The sequence below is a fragment of the Arenibacter algicola genome (genome assembly GCF_000733925.1).
GTDB classification, from domain to species: domain Bacteria; phylum Bacteroidota; class Bacteroidia; order Flavobacteriales; family Flavobacteriaceae; genus Arenibacter; species Arenibacter algicola.
Map to the genome: position 1 here is coordinate 2,150,771 of NZ_JPOO01000003.1, position 23,933 is coordinate 2,174,703.

At 39.1% G+C, this 23,933-nt stretch carries 16 protein-coding genes and 1 tRNA gene; 2 read left to right on the plus strand and 15 right to left on the minus strand.

Going from position 1 to position 23,933, the window contains the following annotated elements:
- Window positions 1-6 precede the first annotated feature (6 nt).
- A tRNA-Phe gene (locus U735_RS0119755) sits at window positions 7-79 on the plus strand.
- Between the two features lie 488 nt (window positions 80-567).
- Here U735_RS0119755 and istB read toward each other — a convergent pair.
- Window positions 568-1,305, minus strand: a complete 738-nt coding sequence (istB, locus tag U735_RS0119760) for an IS21-like element helper ATPase IstB (protein ID WP_031442494.1) — start codon at window positions 1,303-1,305, stop codon at window positions 568-570.
- Between the two features lie 24 nt (window positions 1,306-1,329).
- Window positions 1,330-2,883: an IS21 family transposase gene (gene istA, locus U735_RS0119765; protein WP_031442493.1), complete on the minus strand. Its 1,554-nt coding sequence runs from the start codon at window positions 2,881-2,883 to the stop codon at window positions 1,330-1,332.
- A 392-nt stretch (window positions 2,884-3,275) separates the two neighbouring features.
- On the opposite strand from istA, the gene U735_RS0119775 reads away from it, so the two are divergent.
- Window positions 3,276-3,668 (plus strand): hypothetical protein, encoded by a 393-nt coding sequence (locus U735_RS0119775; RefSeq protein WP_031445471.1) that lies wholly within the window; start codon window positions 3,276-3,278, stop codon window positions 3,666-3,668.
- A 49-nt stretch (window positions 3,669-3,717) separates the two neighbouring features.
- Here the strand turns inward: U735_RS0119775 and U735_RS0119780 are convergent, their stop codons facing one another.
- The 13 genes from U735_RS0119780 to U735_RS0119840 all read right to left on the minus strand — a co-directional run bounded on the left by U735_RS0119780 (window position 3,718) and on the right by U735_RS0119840 (window position 23,581).
- Window positions 3,718-4,458 (minus strand): Cthe_2314 family HEPN domain-containing protein, encoded by a 741-nt coding sequence (locus U735_RS0119780; protein WP_031445472.1) that lies wholly within the window; start codon window positions 4,456-4,458, stop codon window positions 3,718-3,720.
- Between the two features lie 16 nt (window positions 4,459-4,474).
- The gene (locus U735_RS0119785) at window positions 4,475-8,209 is read right to left on the minus strand and encodes a PIN domain-containing protein (RefSeq protein ID WP_031445473.1); all 3,735 of its coding nucleotides are present in this window, start codon (window positions 8,207-8,209) and stop codon (window positions 4,475-4,477) included.
- 211 nt (window positions 8,210-8,420) lie between these two features.
- Entirely contained in the window at window positions 8,421-9,341 is a 921-nt protein-coding gene (locus tag U735_RS0119790; RefSeq protein WP_031445474.1) for a hypothetical protein, read from the minus strand.
- Window positions 9,342-9,343: 2 nt separating this feature from the next.
- Window positions 9,344-9,529: a helix-turn-helix transcriptional regulator gene (locus U735_RS26200; protein ID WP_031445475.1), complete on the minus strand. Its 186-nt coding sequence runs from the start codon at window positions 9,527-9,529 to the stop codon at window positions 9,344-9,346.
- Window positions 9,530-9,675: 146 nt separating this feature from the next.
- The gene (locus U735_RS0119800; RefSeq protein ID WP_157365035.1) at window positions 9,676-10,632 is read right to left on the minus strand and encodes a hypothetical protein; all 957 of its coding nucleotides are present in this window, start codon (window positions 10,630-10,632) and stop codon (window positions 9,676-9,678) included.
- A gap of 13 nt (window positions 10,633-10,645) precedes the next feature.
- The gene (locus U735_RS0119805) at window positions 10,646-11,920 is read right to left on the minus strand and encodes a tyrosine-type recombinase/integrase (RefSeq protein WP_031445477.1); all 1,275 of its coding nucleotides are present in this window, start codon (window positions 11,918-11,920) and stop codon (window positions 10,646-10,648) included.
- A gap of 331 nt (window positions 11,921-12,251) precedes the next feature.
- Window positions 12,252-13,412, minus strand: coding sequence for a sialidase family protein (locus U735_RS0119810; protein WP_034248627.1), 1,161 nt, complete (start codon window positions 13,410-13,412; stop codon window positions 12,252-12,254).
- Between the two features lie 59 nt (window positions 13,413-13,471).
- On the minus strand, window positions 13,472-15,148 hold the full coding sequence (locus tag U735_RS0119815; protein WP_034248631.1) for an FAD-dependent oxidoreductase: 1,677 nt from the start codon (window positions 15,146-15,148) through the stop codon (window positions 13,472-13,474).
- 39 nt (window positions 15,149-15,187) lie between these two features.
- Window positions 15,188-16,870, minus strand: a complete 1,683-nt coding sequence (locus U735_RS0119820) for an FAD-dependent oxidoreductase (protein ID WP_031445480.1) — start codon at window positions 16,868-16,870, stop codon at window positions 15,188-15,190.
- A gap of 100 nt (window positions 16,871-16,970) precedes the next feature.
- The gene (locus U735_RS0119825; protein WP_034248633.1) at window positions 16,971-17,996 is read right to left on the minus strand and encodes a metallophosphoesterase family protein; all 1,026 of its coding nucleotides are present in this window, start codon (window positions 17,994-17,996) and stop codon (window positions 16,971-16,973) included.
- Between the two features lie 110 nt (window positions 17,997-18,106).
- Window positions 18,107-19,417, minus strand: a complete 1,311-nt coding sequence (locus tag U735_RS0119830; RefSeq protein ID WP_031445482.1) for a TolC family protein — start codon at window positions 19,415-19,417, stop codon at window positions 18,107-18,109.
- A 1-nt stretch (window position 19,418) separates the two neighbouring features.
- Window positions 19,419-22,502 (minus strand): efflux RND transporter permease subunit, encoded by a 3,084-nt coding sequence (locus U735_RS0119835; RefSeq protein WP_031445483.1) that lies wholly within the window; start codon window positions 22,500-22,502, stop codon window positions 19,419-19,421.
- Window positions 22,499-23,581: an efflux RND transporter periplasmic adaptor subunit gene (locus tag U735_RS0119840; protein ID WP_031445484.1), complete on the minus strand. Its 1,083-nt coding sequence runs from the start codon at window positions 23,579-23,581 to the stop codon at window positions 22,499-22,501. Before U735_RS0119840 ends, U735_RS0119835 begins: the two co-directional genes overlap by 4 nt.
- Window positions 23,582-23,933 lie beyond the last annotated feature (352 nt).

Sequence of the window (23,933 nt, forward strand, 5' to 3'; positions counted from 1 at the left end):
GCATTTGGTGCCTTAGCTCAGTTGGTAGAGCAATGGACTGAAAATCCATGTGTCCCTGGTTCGATTCCTGGAGGCACCACTTAGAAAAACCGCATTTATCTGACATACAAGATATTGCGGTTTTCTCCGTTATATAGGGTGCTCGCAAGGGTGCTATTAACTCTTTTTTGACTGCAACTAAAAACAAATTACGAATTATATTTATTATTCTTCAGGACATTTCAGTTAGTATTTTTTCTAGAACCAAGGGGGTACCTAAAAAAAGGATCAAATTTTAAACTTTTAGCTAGGGGGTACCTTCATAAGTTGTAACAGAGCCTACTATCAAAACCGAATTATTAAAAAATCCTAAATTTTTTTACTAGTTTCAAATCCCGTAATTTGAGTAAATTGTAATACAATGTATTACTACATCCAAATGCTCATCAGTTTTGGATAAATAAATAGTCTTTTTCCAATACCTCAGGAAAGGAAAACAGATATTGGCTATTTCGGAGTGATGGTGCCACCTGTTTCGGTCAAACAGTGCCACTTTGAAAGATCTTTCAATAATACAAAAAAAATGTGTTAGACGTTTTTTATAATTCCTTTTCTTAAGCTTTCCCCTTTTAGGTCCAACCTATGTGAGGAGTTCACGATTCTGTCCAATATGGCATCCGCAATGGTACTTTCCCCTATAATATCATACCACGCGGATACGGGTATCTGGGAGGCTATAATGGTGGAGGCCTTTTTGTAACGGTCGTCGATGATATCCATCAGGGCCTCCCGGGCGTGGTTGTCAAAGCTCTGCAGCCCAAAGTCGTCCAGGATCAACAGGTCCGTTTTCAGGATCTTGTCCAGTTCCTTGAGATAGGTACCGTCCACTTTGCAGAGTTTCAGTCTTTTGAGGAGCCTGGCCGTATTGGCGTATATGGCCCTGTGTTCCATCATACATGCCTGGTGCCCCAGTGCCTGTGCCAGATAGCTCTTGCCCGTTCCAGAGGCCCCGGTGAGGATGATGTTTTCCTTCCGGGCCATAAAATCCAAGGTTCCCAGGCGCGCGAACATGTTCCTGTCCAGGTTGCGCTGTTGGGCATAGTTCACCTCGGCCAGGTTGGCGGACTGAGCGAACCCCGCCTGTTTCAACAACCGTTGGATCTTCCTGTTCTGGCGGTCCTCCCACTGGTGGTCCGTGAGCAGGGCCAGGTATTCGTCCGCGGTAATGTCGGCCACGGCGTTGTCCCTTACATGTTGTAAGTGCAGTTGGGCCATGGCCGTAAGGCGCATCTGTTTCAATTTTTCGATTGTCTGTTCATTGTTCATAATATATCGGCTTTAAGTTAATCATCATTGATAAGCGGAGGCGCCACGTATGTTCCCGTGGTCCGGGATGTGGCTCTTGTCCTCTTCGAGGTCCCGGTAGAACAGGGAGCTTTTGTCCAAATTGTTCCTCAGTATGTTCCTGATACGAATATATGTGGCGGCATCCGCCTGCAGGGCCCTTTTGCAGGCATTGTCCAGGCGTTCCGAGCCATAGGCCCTATGGAGCTGTATGACTCCCATTGCCCTTTTGTATCCTATTTCCGGATAGTCCCCCTTGGCAAGTATTTCCTCCACACAGCCCAGTACATGGTCGCCATGGCGGGCCGCTTTCCTTTTAAAGAACTCCGGGCTCCAGTCACTGTAGTATTTATGGGTGCTGCTAAGGTGTTCTTTATTGGTATTATAGCTGCCTTTTTCCGGATGGCGCCCGTGCAGCGCGATCCGCCGCTGGTGGTAGTACACCTCCACCATGGAACCCGTATAGTGGATGGTGGTCTCCTTTCCGATATAACGGTAGGGCACGCTGTAATAGCTCTTGTCCGGGGAGAAGTATACATAGCCCATCTTCTGGACCTTGGCCCTGCGGTAATCCTTTAGCTCGTACGCACTCCCGGGCAGGGGCTTGAGGTATTCCCGTTCCACGGATTGGAACAGCTCCCTGCGGCTGGCCTCCTTTCGTTTGAACAATAGATCGTTATAGGCCCCCAACAGGCGTTTTATCTCCCGGTTCAGGTCGGCCAGGGAGAAGAACACCATTTCCCGTATCGGGTAATAGATGCGCTGATAGGCAAGGTGCACGGCGTTCTCCACCAGGGCCTTGTCCTGCGGGGAATACCCCCGGGCGGGGTTTATGGCGCAGTTGTAATGGCGTGCAAAATCCTTGAAGCTCCGGTTGATATCGGCCTCATATCTGCTGGCCCTGGTCACCGCGGATTTCAGGTTGTCCGATACGATGGCCTTGGGCACGCCACCGTAATAGTTCAGGGCATTGGTGCAACAAGCGATCAGGTCTCCCCGTTTTTGGCTCCTGCAGGCCTCCACATAGGTATACTGGCTATTGGGAAGGATGGCCACGAACACTTCCACCGGGATTACTTCCCCTGTGGCCCTGTCGACGATATGGAGCTTCTTGCCCGCGAAGTCGATGAACAGTTCCTTGCCGGGGTCGTGCTCGAGCTTCATCGAACCTTTGGCCTTGGCATATTTGCGACGGTAATGTTCCAGGAACTGGGTATAGCCATAGGGGTCCTTGGCCGTTTGCACATAATCCCGGTAATGGTGGAGGAAGGTAAATCCGGGATGGTTCCTAGCTTTGTTGATTCCCTCAAAAGACCGCATGAGCTCTTCGTAGCGCTCATTGTCTATGGTCGTATGGGATGGGAAGAGGGCCTCCAGGGCCCCATTGTCAAGGGCCAACAGTTCCTTAAGGGAACGGTCGCAGGCCACGAAAAGGCGCATATAGGTATTTACCGTATTACGGGATATCCCCAGGGTTGCACCTATCTTTCGGTTGCTCAGCCCATCGAGGTGCAAAGAAATAATCTGTTTCAGGTCCATTGGATCAAGTGTATTGGCCATATCGCTTGTTTTTAAGCGACAAGGTAATTGTTACTTGATCTTTCAAAGTGGCACAAAACGAAACGTTATACGTCCCGTTCCCGACAAAGGTGGCACGGATAGAACCGAAATCACTGGCACAAAACGAACCGAAACGGATCGGGCCGCAGACTAAAAGTGGCACAGTTCAAACCGAAATGCCTGGCACTATAACTCCGAAATGGGTGGCACAAAACGAACCGAAGTATCCAGATATCAATCTTCAAATTTAAAGAACAATTAAATATCCTTTAATGGCATAAAACATCCTTTAATTCATAAACCATTGCCGTTGATCTAATATATATTCCGTAATTAGGATTACCATTATTATTTTCCAATATTGAAGGCATAATTAGCAATTAAAATTCGATATGGAACTAATTAAATTAAAAGTAAAGGAAGTTGCGGCCAAAGGTGATTGCGCAAAAAGAATTGTTGATAGCTTTATTGAGTCCTGCATTAGGCTAGATGCCTCGATAATCGAACCTTTAATAGCTGAAGACCAGTATTTCGACGAAATTGACAAGTACCGTTTTTTGATTTCTTTAAAACAGCAATTTGATTGGGCTGTCCAACGGGGCGCTAAAGAAATAAAAATGACTAAAGGGAAGTGTGAGATGTGTGTTATAGGCCACTCAACTTACGAATTTCATGCCCACCGTCATGTTCCTGAATTTGCATACATTATTAATACAAAACAAGATAAAATTCAAGATATCTTTCTATGCAATCTAAGTTCAGGATGGAAAACGTTTTCGAAATGAAACAGCCAATTGAATACATTTCATGGCAATCCGAATAAATCCAAAAACTTTATTTATCACAGTCTAAAGCTAATTGCAACACATTAACAAATGCTTTACAGGACATATGTAGGTGATTTTTGAAGTAATCTGGCATATTCTTCTTCCATTCCCATAGCTCTTTAATCTTAATTTCATCTCGGCAGTTTTCTTCAAGAACATCCCTAAATGTAGTTTCAAACTGATAATAATGAACTATTTCTTTACGATGCTTGTTAAATTCAACAAAGTCACCATGACGAAATTCCTTCAGTTCCAGAAAATTAGTATTATTTTGCAATTCTGGCCTTTTATTTAACTCATCAATACATTTCGCAAAATTCATTTGATATTCCGCCAAATCCACCTCCAGATAATATCCTAAAACATCACCTATTCTATCCCAAAAATTATACAATTTTTCGAAACTGCAACTAACGTTCATTGAAAAGAGCCAATCACAACCCTTTTGATTATAAGTAAAAAGCTTTTCCCCTTCAAACATTGTCCATTCATTGAGGGGATTATTTATATATGGAAGATAACAATATAAAGATGCAACAAAATATTTAAGGTCATTATTACAATTCAGTAAATCATTAAAAACCTTATTCTTTTCAAGCTTTGGGAAATTTGGATTCTCCTTTTTCAATGATAAGAATTCCATAATATTTGAATCTTCAAAGACGTAGCCGTTATCTGTAAGGCTTATTAAATTCTTTGTTACAAAATAGGATGAAACCTCATTATAAAAACTCTCTATATTCTTCATTATTCTAGTATTAACATTAAGGCAGAGAGGCTTTATTGTTGGCACTCATACCAATAATTTCAATTGCCCTTAAATAACTTTCATACACCAAATCTAATTTAGCACCTAACAATTTAAATTCTTGCTTTATTGTATTATCGGTTATGCGAAATAATTTCATTTCAATTTGACCTTTTAGCAAATAGAAAAACACTTTTGTTGCTTCTTGCTGAAACTTATCATCAGTCAAATGGCACTTTAAATTAATCTGCTTTAAAAAATTTACAGCTGTTCGAATAGTCTCCGTTCCTGGCAACAAGCTCAAGGATATGCAATGCACACAATGATCATATTTATTTGGTTTGGATTTCAATTTGTTTTTAAACTCATTAAAAAGCATCTTAGAATCTACCGTAAATCCAATGTACTTGTTTTCAATAAATGAACTCAGACAATCACCTTCTTTACCCTCACAAGACTTCACATATATTTCTGAACTTATGTTCCTTAATGAATTCAACGGAAATAACTTCAAATAGAACGTGTCATCAGTAATCAAGATTCTGTTTTCATTTTCAATTGCCAATGAATAATTTTCAATAATTATTGTATCGAATATTTCATTTTCGATTGGATGTTTTAATTTTCTGATTATATCCAATTTACTTTCCACAACCGATTCAATACAATTCAATTTTATCCAATTGAGTAGTTTATTAAGATACTCGATATTACTGTTAGTGGCATTTTCCGAATGGAGATAAGGCTTGACTTCATCATGTGTAATTCTTAGACTCATCTTTTCCTTCGGTTCCGTAATTTCTCTTTTCAATACTCCCCTAATAAAATCTACACTCCCTTTTGCAATAAAGAATTTATTTTGGAAGTTTGTTTTCAATTTCTCTGAAATCTTTTGAAGTATTATTAATGAACTAAAGTCAATTACAAATTCTTTTCTTTCATAATCATGTTCAGAAGGATACATAGTTATGGGCAATTGAACTATCCCGTCACGAGACAAAACTAAGTCAAAATAGCCGCCAATATAATTTGAAGAATAAACCTGAATTATCAACTCAGTGAATGAAAGTTCATAGTTGTAATACTTTTTTAGAGCACTTTCAGTTTCATCCTTAATAATGGTTCCCTTAGCCCCAAAAAGGCTTTTAAATGTTTCATGCATGCCCTCAATGGTGCCATCTTTGAAATCAAATGACTGCAGTGGAATGCCAGAATATGGATTTGACTTTACCTCCTCTAATATCAAATCATGCAGGTAAAGATACTTATCCATTATTCTAACAACCTTTATCGTTTCAAGTGTGTTAACGATTGGTCTTTGCATACTTACTGTATCACCTACTTTTCGTCCCAATAACTTATCTGCTAAATCATTACCCTCTTGAATTTTTACAAAATTAGTTTTACCATCTAATATGTATTTTACATAACACCCCTTTTTAACTACTTCAAATTCTTTAATAATTCCACTGGGTATTTTAATAGTAGAAAAAATAAAATCCAATCGAGCCTGTATATTTTCTGTTTTGAAAGCTGCATTGAAAATTAACTTTAAACCTTCCTCATAAAATTCATTCTCGATTAAAATGCTACTAACGATTCGAACATGTTGATATATTTTAAAATCATAATTCTGCAGGAACTCCGCTAATTCAGCTATCTCTTTTTTAAATTTTTTAGGATTAATTTCATTCAATGCAATTAACTGTAATGTCATAAACCCCTCATCATCTTTTTTATTCTCTAAAAAGTACTCACAGATTTCTTTACACTCAATCCAATTAGGAAGTTGCCTGTTTAAATCAGCCTCTATCCCAAGAAGCATATCATCAAAAGGAAAAGAAACACGCCATTTTTTCAGCAGATATAATAGCTTACTATGATTACCACATGATTTTTCTAAACTTAAAATATAATAGTATAAATCCCTTGATTCATATTCCTCGGATACATATTTGGAAAAAACCTCATTAGCTAAATCATACTTTTCACTTTTATAATAAATGAACGGTAAATAGAATAGAATAATTGATTGAGATTTAAGTAATGGCTCCTCTATAGATTGAAGGAATTCGAATTGCTCCGAATCTAACCTACCCTTTTCGAAATCGATAAAGCACTTAATAAACTTTCTTAAAAAATCCAATTCATAACTTTTTGATTCTACAAAAAGGGTTTCGTCAAACTCGTCAAGTTTTTGTATTAAACTCAACATATGAATTATATTAAATACCAATTCCGCATTGTTTAAATCTACATGCTTTATTAACAACAACAACTCCTTTACTGTGACAATATAATCCTCATAATATTCACGCTCCAGCTCACAAAGTGCTTTAATATTTAATAAATCTATATCCCCATTATTTTGATCACCAGCAATTTCAATAGCACCGTCCAAATCCTTAATTTTATATAACGAATTCACCATTAAAATTGTCACAAATCTATCACGCTCCTTCAATTTTGAATATGCAATTTTCATGTTAAATACAGGGTCATTTTTTTTATTTATGGAAAACTCTGTGAACCAATAAAAAAAATATAACCGATTTATATCCTTTTGCATTTCGGCAGAAGACATCTGTTCTAAAAAATGATTTAGAAATCCATTCAACAATTTAATCTGGTTTGATCTTGTTTTAGGATTTGGTTGTGAATTAATAATAGTACTCCTAAATAATTCAGACAAAACGGTCTGGATAATAAAATACCAATTCTTATAATTTTCTAAAGTAACTTTTGGAAAGGTTTCAAAATATTTGGTTTCTGGAAATATTCTATATTTCTGATATAGCTCACCTGTGACTTCAAAATTTGAATTTGCGATAATATTAAAGTAGACTATCCTTTTAAAGTCTAAATTTTGAATAACTTGATGTGGGATTTTGGAAAATACTTCGGCAAGATTCAAATCTCCAGATAATATAACTTCTGTAGCCCAAGCTGTTGGATTATATTCGTCAATTGATTTTAATTTAAGAATCAGTTTTCTAGCTTCACTAAAATTATTGGTTTTAGCGTATGAATAACATGCTCGCTCAATCACTTCGATGGAAGTATTGCCTAAACTATGCGCCATAATACTGCACTCGTACATCTCTGTGGCAGAACCAAGCATTCCGAAGCACTGGGCTTTTAAAAAATTTAAAGTTGAAAGCAAGTTATTGGATGGTTTAACATTATGGAATATGAAGCTTTCTTCCATTTTATTTAATAAATCCAGAGCCGTTTTTGGCTTGAATTTGGAAATACTTTCTTTATATGCTCCAATTTGTCTTTTCCACTCTTCCTCCAACTTCCCACCATTAGAAGGAAGGTTATTCTCTAACATCTGAGCCATATCAGATATTTTCTGAAGTATGACCACGTTATCATCCTTAATCGTCCCGAGTTGAGAATTTATGATACCAAAATTAGTATTTGATCTTATTCCTGAAACATAATTAAATGCCGCACTATGAGCCGCTAAATGCTTTGCATAGTTTTCACAAAAGCTTTTAAATTCCCTATCTTCAATTAAGTCTATGTCACTATCGAATTCCAAATATTTTTCTACTTTCTGCTTGACAAATTGTCTTTTCCGTTTACGAATACTTTCGTTGGGAGCCCAACTTTTTAATGCCTTTTCAAAAGTTTTGTCTAACTCATCCGCCACCAAATTACCTGTGTGAAACTGAGATACAATTTGAGGTATTTTAAGAGCAATACCAATACCTTTTAATATAACTGACGTAGAAAGAGGCTCCATGAAACACTGACTTATTTGTTATCAATAAATTTTGATTGAGTGGAACAACCAATACCGATAAATTTATAATTAACTACATTATTAAACAATCTTATAACAACAGAAAAGGCATAGATATATAAAAATTATTTACCTATTAATAACAGTTACTAATCCATCTAGATAATACAGATGAATAAAAAGTAACATGTATTATATATTACATTCTCCCCTAAGCCGTCATTGGATATGAATGACCATAACAGTTCATTAAATGTATAAATTTATTTTTTAGAAGTATCATAATCTCGCTTTTGGATTTATTCAACTGTAATGAATCTAAATATTCATGGCATTGTCTTCTCCTCTTATAATATGTATTAGTACTTACCCGCTGTTTAAGGTTTATCCAATAGTGAGGATTTGTGTAGTTCTTTAGCATATTTATTTGCCCTGTTTTAAGGGCGTTTCTCATTATTTGGCTATCAACTATCAGAAGTTTATTGAAACGATCTACAAGAAAGCCATAAAGACTATAGTAAGACTCAATGTCTCTTAAGTCTGCCAACGAAAATATTCCCAATCTTTCTAAAACTCTTTTCTTTATAATTTTAACTTCTACTCTCAATATAAAATCCTTACATCCGTATTGTTTAGATTTATTGTAAATCTTAATCGAATAATCACTTTTTCTAAATTCCTTATAATCGCCTCTATTATTAAATTTTTCACTTACATTATGGTCTTCAAAATCAAACATCAAAAGACTATTCTCTATAAATACTTTTGGATCATAACTTAATGGAATATTAAGCCCAAATTCTAGATTTGTTAATTTCGTATACTGGGGCTTAATATTCAGTTCAGAACATAGTATCTCAATTGAATCAAGGGTTTGGCAATAATCAAAATCGTTATAATTTTGCATCCCCCTCAGACAATAGGAGTTGTACATTTTATGTAAACTCCCTTTGATATAACTATAATTTTCTGTCATTTTAATTTCCATATTGTGGAATCGTCCAGATTTAGGGTATTCTTTGGCCTCTCCTGTAACTATGTCATAAATTGACATTAATTTCGTTTTTTCATTTGTAATTGTTGTATGGTCAAAACGTTCCTTGTCCAACAAATAAAATCTTATAAAATCCATATCTAGGTTATAGTTTTATAATTAGACAATTGAATTTTCTCCATTATGTCTTCTAAAAGATATAGCGGTTTTCTCCCAATTTTATGTGTGGGTTTTAGAATTCCCTTCTTGTTGTGGTTGTGTAATGTTACCAAAGAGATGCCTAACATCTCTGCGACTTGTTGCCGACTTAAAAACTGTTTTTTCATAGTAATTATTTTAATAATTTATTACGAAATTAGGTTTAGCAAATCGAATAGAAAACTAAGGAGTAGCAAGGAGTAGCAGTTAATTCAATCTGCTAATATATGAGCGTAAAACGAATCTGTTTTGGAGTACAAAGGAGTAGAGCAAATTAGAAGAGATCAACTATTGCGTCTATTTCAATAGCATTTGCAGGAACGCTTTTATTATTTTTGAGTCCAGAAAATAACTCCCCATTGTTATTTGACAATAATTTTTCAGCTGTTTGAAAATAAGTATGCTTTAGAAGCTTTTCTTTAGCATTCAACTGTCGCAGAAAATAGCTTAATGAATTGGTAGCCCCTACCCAAATTAATGGATTGGCAAAAATTTGCAATCCTCCCTTGAACAACTTAAACAGGTCTTCCGCAGTTGTGTCTTTATGAAAATAATTAGGAATTAATTTTTGACTTATTTTATCAAAATTTGCAACAAATGACTTCGAATCGTATAACCTAAAAGTATTGGCCAAAATGGCATCAAAAAAGGTTTTCAACTCTTCATCAGTAAGATTACAAACTAGATAGTTATTGGGATTCAATCTACTTATTCTCCAATCCAACTCCGCTATCAATTCAGTGGTACTCCTTTTAACACGCATTAAAAGACTATTCCAATCTAAACTAGGTGCAATTATCCTTCCTTCTTTGTATGGGCTTACTTCTAAACTTCCTTTTAAATAGTATATACATCGTGCATAGGTATGCACTAAATCAAAATCATTTTTATTAACGAAAAACAGATGGGATTTTCTCAATTCTAAATGAAATCGTTCAAACAAATAATCTATTTCCTTAGCTAATTTATCATTATTAACAAAACTTATTTCCTCTTTAGTAAGAGTATAAACTTCATCAACAATCTTTCTTTTATAGAATGGTGGGTTACCGAATCTATCCGATATACCCATTATTGATGGGGCGGACTGCGTCAAAAAGTAATTGAACAACCACCCTTCAAAAAAAAAGACACTAGGTATAGTAAACAAACTACCTAGTAATTGATTTTCTGTAATTCTATAATCGTTAGATGACGGAAATTGATAGACACTTGCTTTTGATTTATCCAATGTTACTATATGTTTAAGCCAGATTAAAATAACCACTTTGAGCAATTTTTATTGCTCTTTGCTCCTTTTCAATTCTGATATATTTGTAGAACTCCCTTTCTGTAGAATGACCACTAAAGTGCATAATATCATAAATGGACATTCCTTTTTTATACATATTAGTGCAAAAAGAACGTCTAGCGGTGTGCGTACCGATTAGTTTGTATTTCATGACTTCATCAACATGCTCTACACCCCCTTTTGTATATGAATTGCTAACCATATCATTTAGACCAACTTTACGACCAACTTCTTTAATAAACTCATTGATATCCTGTTCGTTCATTTTAGGAGGTGGGTTATTATCATATTTTGATAGAATCGCCTGTGTTTCATGTGTTATAGGGCAAAAAACTTCCCTTCCTGTCTTTTTCTGCTTTATTTTAAAGAATCGTACACCATCTTTTATAAGATAGTTGGCTTTGGTCAACCCATTGTAATCACTCACCCTTTGACCTGTATAACACCCTATAAGAAATATATCTCTGGCATGACCCCAATTGCGATAACCCGAAAAATCATAATCAGCCATTTTTTTCAACTCCAGTTCATCTAAATATATTGCTGTTGTCTGTTCTTTGGGGGCTTTAAAAGCACTATTGGTATAAAATAAGTTTTTATTTAACCCATCTTGGGTAGCACTATTTAAAAATGACTTTAAATTCTTAATATGTTTACCAATTGTATTTAAAGACTTATCATCATTTTCTAAAAACTCCAAAAAACCATAGTAAAAATCAATATCAATATCCTCGAATCGCAAAGCATTATTATATTCTTTTAATAGCCTGTTAGTCTGTTTATAGGAACGAAGTGTGACCTTTGCAATCTTTCCTTCCTTTCTGTCTAAAAACTTATCTATATACTCATAAAAGGATAATTCTCTAATTTCTTCTTCTTGTGTTTTATTGGTTATTTCATCCAACTTCCGTCGTAATACTTCTTTATTGATAATACCCTGCCTTGATTCTATAGCACTTACCGTCTTATATAATTCGGTTTCAAGGGTGTTCAATAAATCATTTACATAACCACTATTTATGAGATGCGCCTTATTCCTTACTCGCTGTTTTTGATAATCCCAGTCATTATAGCATGAAGAATACCCTGTCGAGTATTTAAATCTCAGTTTTCCATAGCTAAAATGTAACATCAACAAGGATTCCTTTTTAGGATTCTTAACCAATTCTTTCAGTGCATCCTTGAATGCAAATCGTATCCGCCCCTTTGACCTTTCTACAATTGCCATAGTATAATCTTTCCACAAATATAGGGATTAAACTACTCAAGGGTGCTAATAAGGGTGCTATTTTCGACGAACGAATTGGAATTCAGATAAACTCTAATTAATCGAAAAACTCCGTTAACTCCTAATAATGTTAACTCTATTAGACAATACTAATAAATCAAAATTAATCAGCATTAAGGCAGAAGTGGTACTGGAGGCACCACCTCAAAAGCCCTTGATTTTCAAGGGCTTTTTTTATTTTACTCCTTCTATTGCTTCGCTTTAAGGGCGGCTACCGTAACTACTGAACACTTAATTAATTGGAACTGGATATTTGTCCAAGTATACTGTTTCACTTTTCCAAAAGTTCCGTTAGGCTCAATGTCTCCCAAATTATGCCTTCATAAGCACTTTCTTGGCCACCTTCGTAAAAGATACCAATATTTTTTCCATCCATAGCGGTTAAATCGGAATAAGCCGAAGGGCCGGAATAAATTTGTTTGGCAAAGGGCCAAGATTTTCCATCGTCCTTACTTAGCCTAATCGTCATATTTGCTCTTTTTTTATCATCGGCAGGATTGGCAAAAAGGACATATATCTGCTCCTCTACGTCCAGACGCAAGGTACTGGCCTGACAAATAGGCTCAACCAGCGCTTCATGATGGTGCATGTCTTTCCAAGATTCACCGCCGTCATTGCTGTAGGCCAATTGCCTACTAACCATTTTTCGATCGTAATTGCGCATATTCAACATTAGACTATGATCTGAAAGTTCCACCACTTCACATTCATTAACCTGATCCCGAGGACTAATTCCTCCCAACTCCCATGTGCTCCCATGATCATCGGAAAAAATAACATGGGAGTAATATTTCTTGGTAACAGCCTCAATATGATCGCATGCAATCACCAGCCTACCCTTGTATTTGCCCCCTAGAATTTGGATCCCAGACCCCGGACCTGTGGCATACCATGTCCAATTGGGCAATTTTACATCCGAAGTAATTTCTTTTGGTTTACTCCAACTTTTACCATCATTGGTAGATTTCAAAATAAAAACCCTTCTAGTATCCCCACTCTTTTGGTCAATAATATCCGACTCGTGATCCGTTCCCAAATTCCAGGTAGACAATAAGAAAATATTCCCTGTAACCCTATCCACTACAGGGGAAGGATTTCCACAGGTATTTCCCTCATCGTGCCAAAGCACTTCCAATTTGCCCCAGGTTTTTCCACCATCCGTTGACCGTTTCATTACCAGATCAATATCTCCGGTATCACTACAACCATTTTTTCTACCTTCCGCAAAGGCCAACAATGTGCCATTATTGGTTGTAACTACAGCGGGAATACGAAAACATTTATAATCTTCATTACCTCCTTCAAAAACAAAATTCAATGCCTCCAAACTTTCCTGTTTTTCTTTTGGAGCCTGGGAAAATAAGGGAGATACCCAGAATATTAACAAGAGAATTAATAAACATCTATTTTTTAATCTGTTGGAATAAATCATTCTGTTACTTCTTATAGGTTTTAATAATTAAAATATTGTATCATAAAATAATACAAGTCCTATTTTTTTTCCAAAATCTGCCCCTTGGCCAACAGGACGCCCCTTAATTTATCATAGTCCACTTCCTGTACCACGGCATTTTCATCGATAGCCAGCACTGCTGCCGCGGCAGCCGATTGCCCCAAGATCATGAACACTGGCTCCATACGTATAGATCCAAAGGCGATATGACTGGAAGATAAACAAACCGGCACCAAGAGATTCTTACACTCTTCCTTTTTTGGCACCAAGGTCTCATAGGAAATAGAGTAAGGCCCTTTGGTACTTACCCCTATATCCCCTTCGTTTTGGACAAAACCATCTGGTTTCACATAGCGCTGCACGTTATGGGAATCCATGGCATAAGATCCCATTCCTACTGGTTTTGGGGTAGGACTTCTCTTCAATAGTTCATTTTCCGTCATAACGAACTCCCCTATCATCCGCCTTGCTTCCCTAACATAGATCTGGTGTGGCCAGTTACCGTTATCAGTAAATTCATCCTTTGCCAATCCCCATTTTTGCATCTCGGTCTGTATGTCCTCTGGGACCCTGGGGTCGTTGGCCACAAACCAAAGCAAGCCTTTTTGGTAATTTACATGCTCCTCTATGATTTCCTTCCTTCTTTCGTAACTTCCCTCTGGGTAATCATAGTTCATACCTATATTATCGCTGCTAAGCGGTCCGTGGTTGTTGGTATCCGTTTTATGGTTGGGGACGGCATCAAATTTCTCGAACCAATCCTTTCTTCCTGTTTCGAAGACCCTGGCCAAGAGTTCATAATTCAAGGGATCATAATTGTCTGGTTTTGGAAAAGGAATCCTATTTTCAGGATGATTGGTCATGCACATACGGAAACAATAGGCTTGGATTTTATCGTCTCCACTATACTTTTCGCCTGGGTCCTCTCCCGAAACCCTAGGAAGGAGGCCGCTGCTTGGGTCGCCCGGCACTACATAAGGGGATATATCTGACGCAAACCAGTGTTTGTGGTGCAAGACCCCGGTTTGAACCCCGTTCCACTCCTCACCATATACCTCTTTACCTTCACGGCCCACGTGATAACTTACGCCTGCCGCGGCCATAAGGTCTCCTTCATAAGTAGTGTCCAAGAACATTTTCCCAGAGTACTTTTTACCTGACAAGGTGGTAATTGAAACTATATTCCCATCCTTCATCTGTACCCCGTTTTTCCTATCCAGCCATTCATCGCGGTCTACGCGGATCTGCTCCTCGGCCACCAAATCTTCAAACACTTTTTCCGCTACATGGGGCTCAAAAATCCACATGGTCCTGTTCTCACCATCCATGGCAATAGTACCCTGGCCTTTGTTCCCGTACTCCTCTTTTTTCTGCCAGTTCCATGCTTCAGTAGTGTTGTAATGTTGCCAGACCCTGTGGTAAAATTCCCTGGCCAGACCCCCTATCACACTTTTGTCACCTGTATCCGTATAGCCCAAGCCACCTGATGACAAGCCTCCCAAATGGATATCCGGGGAAACCACAATAACCGATTTTCCGGAGCGCTTTGCTTCTACCGCTGCGGAAATGGCAGCAGAGGTACCGCCATAGATAATAATATCGGCCGTTGCTATTGGTTTAGTCTCTTCTCCCGACTCTTTACATCCAGTTAGGCCCATAATTCCAAATATGAACAGGGCAAGGGTTAAATTAATAATCTTTCTTTTTTGCTTCATTCTGTTTGGTAGTTAAATTTGATCTAAGAAAATTATAATTTATTTTAGCCTTTGACGATCTTTTAGAAGTTGCTCCTTTAAATTAGGGTAAGGCACTTCCTGAACACTAACATTGGCATCTATGGCAAGTACTGCCGCCGTGGCCGCTGATTGCCCCAGGACCATAAATACAGGCTCCATACGGATGGATCCAAAGGCAATGTGCGTGGAACTTACACAGACAGGGACGATAAGATTTTGGCATTCCTCCTTTTTGGGTACCAATGCTCCATAGCTAATGGGATAGGGCTTAAAACCATGTGCCTCCACATTGCCCTCATTCTGCACATATCCATTGGCATCCACATATCGTTGTACGTTGTGCGAATCCATACCGTAGGCGGCCAACCCAATGGCATCCTCTGCCACTGTTAATGCCTCGCAGTTTTTCTGGGTCATAACATAATCACTGACCATCCTCCTTGCCTCACGCACATAAAGCTGTTGTTGCCAACCATCGGCCCTTTCAAATTCGTCCTTGGTAGTACCCCATCTGGATGCCTCCTCCCTGACCTCGGCAGGTATCCTTGGATGATTGGCCAGGGTCCACATAAGTCCCATCTGGTAGTTCCTATGGTCCTCGATGATCCTTTCTCTTTCCGCATAGCTGGCCTCAGGATAATCATAGTTCCTGCCAATATAGTCGGTAGAAAAGCCGAACTTGTTGTTCGTATCCGTTTTTCTATTGGGCATACTGGAATTGATCCAGGGCAATAATGAATTGCCATAGCTGTACATCTCCCTTATGGGCCCCTTTCTGGCTTCGTAATTACGGAAAAGAAGTTCATAATTTACCTCGTCATAATTTGCCGGTTTCTGGAAAGGTATACGGTTTTCAGGGTGATCCGTAAGACACATCCTAAAACAGTAGGCCTGTATTTTCTTATCGCCTTCCCCCTCCAGGCCCGGCTTTTCGTTAACATTTGGCAGGAGTCCGGATATGGGGTCCCCTTTTACAACGTATGGATCTACCCCTGGGATAAAGTTGTGGTTGAACGCATTTCTGGAAACAAGGCCAGTCAAGGAGGTATTTATGCTATTGGCCTGTACCCCGTTCAAGGTTTCCCCATACTCTTCGTTGCTTTCCCTGCCCACGGCATAGGAAACCCCGGCCGAGGCCATCAGATCCCCTTCATAGGTGGCATCCAGAAATACCTTGCCTTTAAAAATCTTACCACTTTCCATGGTGATCGACTCTATCTTACCAGCTACTTTTTTGACCCCGGATTCCCTGTTGAGCCTTTCGTTGTAGACCATCTTAATTTTCTCCTTGTCCATCATGGACTTATAGACGGAAAGGGCAGCAGAGGGCTCAAAGGTCCACATGGTAGCCTCTCCTTCCTCGGTACGGGTTTGGCCCCCATCCTTATAATCAGATCTTTTTTCCCATTTCCAATTTTCAGGATCATCGTAATATTTTTTTATGTTCTCATAGAACTCTCTGGAAATCCCGCCAATGGCCTGTTTGTTCCCAATATCGGTCTGGCCCAGGCCTCCGGTGGTAAGTCCGCCAATGCGATTGGTTGGCTCTATGAGCACAACGGACTTGCCCATTCTACTACTTTGTATGGCAGCGGATACCCCGGCAGAAGTACCCCCATATATAACAATATCATACTTTTTGGTCTGACCATTAACTACCATGGTCACAAAACTCAATAACAAACACCAAATTAATTTCATAGAATAATTTATTACTTTTTTAAGGGAATTTTATACAAATATCTCTGCCCTTCAATTTTATATATGCCACAACTAAAACCTAAATTCCATTAACAGTAAACTAAAAAATTAGGGATTGGTCCTTGGGTTCCAAGGGTAAAAAATCGACATCCAAAAAACCTCCACTGGCATTATCATCGGTTACTATTTGCGGTTTTCCTTTAATCGATTCCACTGAAAAACGATGGATATGACCTGCAAATACACCCAATAGATTTGGAGCGGAAAAGACTGCCCTATGAAAATCGAAGGTAGTTTCCGAATGACCTGCTTCTGGCCATTTTAATCGTCCTTCCAACTCAAAATTCTGATCGGAAGAAGCCCCCCAATCAGGATTGCCGCATCCGAAGGAAATAGATCTCCCTGGGGCGTACATTGGTATATGCACCAAAAGCACTAGCGGTACCTCGCTTGAAACCTGTTCTTTAAAAAAGTCCAACTGCTCCTTATTTATCTGATAGGTGGAATTGTCGATCGCCAAGAATCGAATTCCTTTTATATCGTATGCCGCCATTAACGGATGATTGCCTTGATATAAGGGAAGCAATCTTTCCTTGATCCATTTGTCCCTCAAATCTTCCAGTGTTCCCTCCATGCCCTCATAATGCCAATCGTGATTGCCAGCGACATAAATATAGGGGATATCCACTTCTTTTAATTTGGCCAGCACCCATTCAACGGCAGCTTCCGATGGAAAACTAAAAATATCTCCAATTAAAGTGATCAAATCCGCCTTGGATTCTTTAGCGAAATCCAAAGCTGCTGCGAATGCCAGTTCCGGGTTTGTCGCTTCTCCAGTTTTAAAATGTTTGGTCTGATTGTAGGCCTTGGCCATACGTCCACTGTACATGGCGTACGGAACACCGCGCTCGTCGTCCATAAAGAGGTGAGTGTCGGCTATATGAACAATCTTTATAGATTCCTTGATAGCCTCTGAAAAAAATTGAAGCTTGTTTTCCGAAACAGTAACACAAAATGGGATACCTTTTTCGAAGGGCTGCACAGGCATATCCTTTGACGAATACTTGGTAAGCCCCAACCCTATTGATGCTGTGGCTGCATTCTTAAAAAATAATCGACGTTTCATCTATTCGCAATTGTTATTTTATACCATCCAGGAAAGGCTCTAAAAATTGGCCCAAGCTGTATTTAATGGTTAAAATAACATAAATAACAATACCTCCGAATTTCAGAAGATCATAAAACTAAATTCCCTGCAAGCTGCTTCAAGATAATTTCGGACAACTTTGCTTGAAATTTGGCATTGCTATGACGCACCTTTGCATTGATATAATTTAATTGTGCCGTCCTAAATTCGATGGTTGGGATGATACCGATTCTGTATTTCTCTACAGTAATCTCCATATTTTCCTGGGCAATGGCCTCATTTTTGCCTTCCAATTCTATGAGGCTAATATTGGTCAGGTAGGTTTGATAAGTGGTATTCACCAGGGACATTAGTTCTTGTGTTCTTTGGGCAATGGCCACTTCCGAGTTTTCAATTTGAATCTTGGCTATTTTCTCATTTCGATTTTGATTAAAACCATCAAAAACATTCAGGCTTGCACCAAAACCATAGTTCCACCCCCTTGAATTTGAATTGGTGGTAAAACCCAAACTGGATTCGGTACGTCCAAAATTATAGCCTGTACTGGCAAAAATGGTAGGATAGCGCAACGCCTTGGTTTGTTTTAATTCCAGTTCACTTATCCTTTTGTTGATCTGTTCCACCTGAAGGGTCGGGTTTTCTTTCTCCACTAGGGTTTCTAGTTCGGGCAATTGCAGTGCTTGATCTACAAAAATTTCGGGTACTACCTCAAAATCGATCTTTAGATCACGTGCCAGATATTCGTTCAATTGAACCTTGGTATTAACATATAACTCCTTTTGCCGCTGCATTAAGGTTTCATCCGTATTTAAATCTACCTGGGCGTTAAGCACTTCCAATTTTGAGGCTTTCCCAATGGTAAAGCGATTATGGGCCAGATCCACCCTTTGTTCAGAAATAATAATGGTACTGTCCAAAGCCGTAAGTTGCTGTTTCTGCTGTACAAGGTCAAAGTAGGTAATCATCACCTCTCCTACCTTGTTAAGGATTACCTGTTTTAATTGGGCCTCTCCCAATTTCTGGGTTTCTTTTAGCTGCTCATAATCCGCAAACATTCTTAAACCATCAAACAAGGTCCAATCCATGGCAATTCCGTAGTTGAGACTATTGTTTTTGGCATTGTCCCTTTCCACAACACTTCCATCAGATCTGGTCTGGCTTAAATACTGCACGCTATTATTATCGATTAAATTTAGGCCTACCTGAGGAAGCATCCCTGCATTTCCCACACTTACCGAAACCTCATCTATTTGCAGTTCATTGGCCGCAATCTTTATCTGATAATTGTTCTCCAAGGCAATTTGGACGGCTTCCTCTACTGTAAGAATATCCTGCGCATTAATGAGGTTGGTTAAGCTAAGGAAAACAAATAGTATGGTAGCGTAATTATAGTTGTACATTTTAATAGGATTCGAGGACTTTAAACTCAGGATGTTGTTTTTTCTCCCTGGACCATAGGAAATACAAGGCCGGGATAACAAATAATGTCAGCACCAAGGAAAACATGGTTCCGCCAATAATTACGACCCCCATACCTATACGGCTGGTTGAGGCCGCACCTAAGGACAAGGCTATGGGCAAGGCTCCCAAGGCAATGGTTAGACTGGTCATGAGAATGGGTCTTAATCTGGATTCCGAGGCTTTTAAAACGGCCTCCAATTTAGACATCCCTTCTTCCCTAAGTTGATTGGCAAATTCAACTATCAAAATACCATTCTTGGTAACCAGTCCAATCAACATTATGGTACCTATTTGGCTAAAGATATTCCAGGTCTGGCCAAAAAGCCATAGGGAAAACATAGCCCCGGCCACGGCCATAGGCACTGTTAGAATTATAATTATTGGATCTATAAAACTTTCAAATTGGGCAGCCAATATCAGAAATATTAGAAGCAGGGCAAGGCCAAAAGCAAACAGGGTATTGGAACTGCTCTCCACAAAATCCCTGGATTCCCCACCTAAATCCGTAGTAAAGCTTTCATCCAGTACTTTTTCCTTAATTTCTTCCATGGCGGCTATCCCATCGCTAAGGCTTTTCCCGGGAGCAAGGTTTGCAAAAACCGTTGCCGAAGTATACCTGTTGTTGTGAAATAACTGGGGCGGACTACTATGTTCTGTTGTGGCAACGAGATTGTCCAATTGAATTAAGAGACCGTCCTTGTTCTTTACAAATATGGAAGTAAGATCCAAAGGTGCGTCTCGGTCCTTTTTGTCGAATTGGCCAATAACCTGATATTGCTTACCATTCATTAAAAAATATCCAAACCGTTGCCCGCTGAGGGATAATTGCAAAGTTTGGGCCACGTCCAGTACCGAAACCCCTAAGCTTTCCGCTTTTTCCCTATTTATGGTTACATAGAGTTCGGGTTTATCAAATTTCAGGTTTACATCGGTAAAGGAAAAAGTTTCACTTTTTTCCGCTTCCTCCATGAATTCCGGAATTTTTTCCTTGAGCTTTTCAAAATTCTGCGCTTGTATTATATATTGTATTGGCGCTCCTCCACGGCGATTTACTGCTATTGTTGGCCTCTCTGACACATTGGATTTTCCGCCAACATAAGCTTTTGCCCATCTCCCAAGATCCTCTGCTATTTCCTTTTGTGACCGCTCCCTTTCATTTGGTTCTACAAGTGCAATATTTGCACGGCCACTATTCACCGAGGAAGTTGTGCCGAAGCCGGGGGAAGTGAGTACCAAACTCACCTTTTTTTCCGGGATAGAGTCGTTGATCAGGTTTGTAATATCATCCATTAGGCGATCCATATATTCATAGGAAGAACCTTCCGGCGCTGTAACGCTCAAACGAATAAAACTACGATCGTCATAAGGGGCGGTTTCTTTTTGAAGCAGTCCATAGAAAAGGGCAATAAGGCCTATACATGCCAATAATATTGGAAAACTCATCCATTTCCTTTTCATAAAAGCGCCCAATGCATTTGCATAGGATTCATTCATTTTCACAAAATAGCGCTCCGTGAAATTATAGAATTTGGAATGGCTCTGCTTCCCTGGTTTTATTAGATATGCGTTTAGCATTGGAGTCAAGGTAAGGGAGACAAAGGCAGACACCAATACCGCCGAACCCAGGACGACTCCAAATTCCCTGAACAACCTTCCCACAAAACCCTCTAGGAATATAACGGGGAGGAAAACCGCCGCAAGGGTAATGGATATGGATATTACCGCAAAGAAAATCTCGTTGGATCCTTTTATAGCAGCCTCGATGGGGCTCATCCCGGCCTCGACCTTCCGATATATATTTTCAGTTACCACAATTCCGTCATCCACAACAAGTCCGGTGGCCAGAACAATGGCCAAAAGGGTAAGGACATTTATAGAAAATCCGAACAACCACATAATAAAGAATGTAGCTATCAAAGATACCGGTATATCTATCAACGGACGCATTGCCATTGACCAGTTTCTAAAAAACAGATATATGACCAAAATTACCAAGATAATCGATATCAACAAGGTTTCTGCTACTTCGGTAACCGCCTTTCTTACAAATACAGTATCGTCTATTACAATGTTTAATTTAAACCCTTCGGGCAAATCCTTTTTTAGCTTTTCATATTCCAGATAGAATCTGTCGGCAATTTCAAGATAATTGGTGCCGGGTTGTGGTACAACGGCTATAGCGACCATAGGCTGACCGGAATCGCTCATCTTGGTTTCCATGTTTTCCCCTTCCAAAGAAGCCTTACCAATATCGCTCAGTCGCACTAATTTTTCACCATCGGCCCTGATAATAATATTATTGAAGCCTTCCTCAGAATCCAAGTTACCAATGGTCTTTACCGTTATTTCCGTGTTATCACCTGTCAATTTCCCTGAAGGCAGTTCCACATTCTGCGCCAACAACGCAGTCCGTACTTCTGCCACGGTTAAACCGTAGGACGCCAATTTAAAAGGGTCTATCCACAGGCGCATGGCATATCTACGTTGCCCCCATATTTGAACACTACTGACCCCTGGGATGGTCTCTATTCTTTGTGATATCACATTTTCGGCATAATCCGAAAGCTCCAGTATATTTTTACTATCGCTCTGAATGGTCATTGAAAGTATCCTATCCGCATCGGCATCGGATTTGGAGACCACTGGAGGGGCATCAAGATCATCGGGAAGACTTCTTACCGCTTGGGATACCTTATCCCGGACATCATTGGCAGCGTCCTCTAGGTTTTTATCGAGATTAAATTCTATACTTATGGAACTAGATCCCTGAATACTGGAAGATGTAATGTTCCTAATTCCATCAATGGAATTTATGGCCTTCTCCAAGGGTTCCGTAATCTGGGATTCAATAATATCGGCATTGGCCCCGGAATAATTGGTACGCACAGATACTTGGGCGGGATCTATGGATGGAAATTCACGAACTCCCAAATAGGTAAAGCCAATAATTCCAAATAAAATTATGACCAAATTCATTACAATGGTAAGTACCGGGCGCTTAATGCTTAATGTTGATAAACTCATTGTTCCGCAGTAAGAGATTCAGTTTCCTTTAACAATACCTTTACCGGAGTACCATCCTTCAAGGCCATAACCCCATAGGTAAGTACAGTATCCCCAACCTTTAACCCTGAAACGACGCGCACGGAACTGCCTGTCCTAGCCCCAATTTCAACATCTATCTCTTTGGCCTTGCCATTCACGACGATAAAGATTTTTTTACCATTCTGAACAGGAATCAAAGATTCACTAGGTACCAATAAGGCATCGTTGACCGTTTCCAAGGGTAAAATTACATTGGCAAAAGCGCCAGGAAAAAGTTTGCCCCCAGGGTTTTCGGCCGTTGCCCTCATTTTTAAGGTTCTGGTGGCAACCTCCACCTCTGGTTCAATTGCATATATTTTTGCACTGTATTCCTCTTTGGAATCGGCCGTTGTGAAAGTAAAAGAAGTACCAACCTTTATCTGGGTAGCATATTTCTCTGGAATTGAAAAAGTGATCTTTAGTTGATCCGTATTCACCAGTTTTGCTACGGCCGTTGCCGGATTAACATAGGTGCCTTTGGAAATAGATCGAAGTCCTATAATTCCAGAAAATGGGGCTCGGACGGTTGCCTTTGATAATTGGGCAGCTATCAATTCCGATTCTGCACTGGCCGATTGAAAATCGGCACTGGCAATGTCATATTCCTCTTGACTAATGGCTTGCTTTTCCAATAAAAGTTTTGCCCTTCTTTCATTTTCGGCAGCCAGCTTCTGGGCGGTCCGCACTTTGGACAATTGCGCTTGCAATTCAATATCGTTCACCCTGAACAATACCTGACCTTGGGAGACCTTAGTCCCCTCCACAAAATTTATACTTTCAACAACGCCTGATACCTCACTTCTTATCTCTATTTGCTCATTGGCCTCCAAGGTACCTGAAAGGGAAACATTGTCATTAAATTCTTGGGGACGAAGGACCATGCCCGAAACAATCGGGACTGAACTGGTGCTGGCCGAACTTCCTGATTTTCCTGCTTCGCTATTCTGCAAAATACGATAGGCTACCAAGCTCCCTAGTCCAAATAGCAATAAGGTATAAACGAAGTATTTTATTTTCATAATTTTTCGGAGATAGCAACCAATATTAAAAACATGAACAACACTCTAACAAATCTAATTCTTATGACCAATTTTTAAGAATAGTTAAACTTTATTTAACAGTGATTAACATAAAAAGAAACTTTTATATAAGATGTTTGCGATAAACCTAAAAAAACACAAAGTTTCTTGAAGATTTCTAGTCAGATTTATCTGCCATTCAATAACATTGAATATAAAATGCGATATGAAAGTTTGAAAAGAGGAGCACTTTATTTATCTCCACCCAAAAATTACCCCTGCCCCAATCATGACAGACCTAGACCAATATTTAGTATTAACTGAGATTTTATCGTTACCAAATAGATTTTAT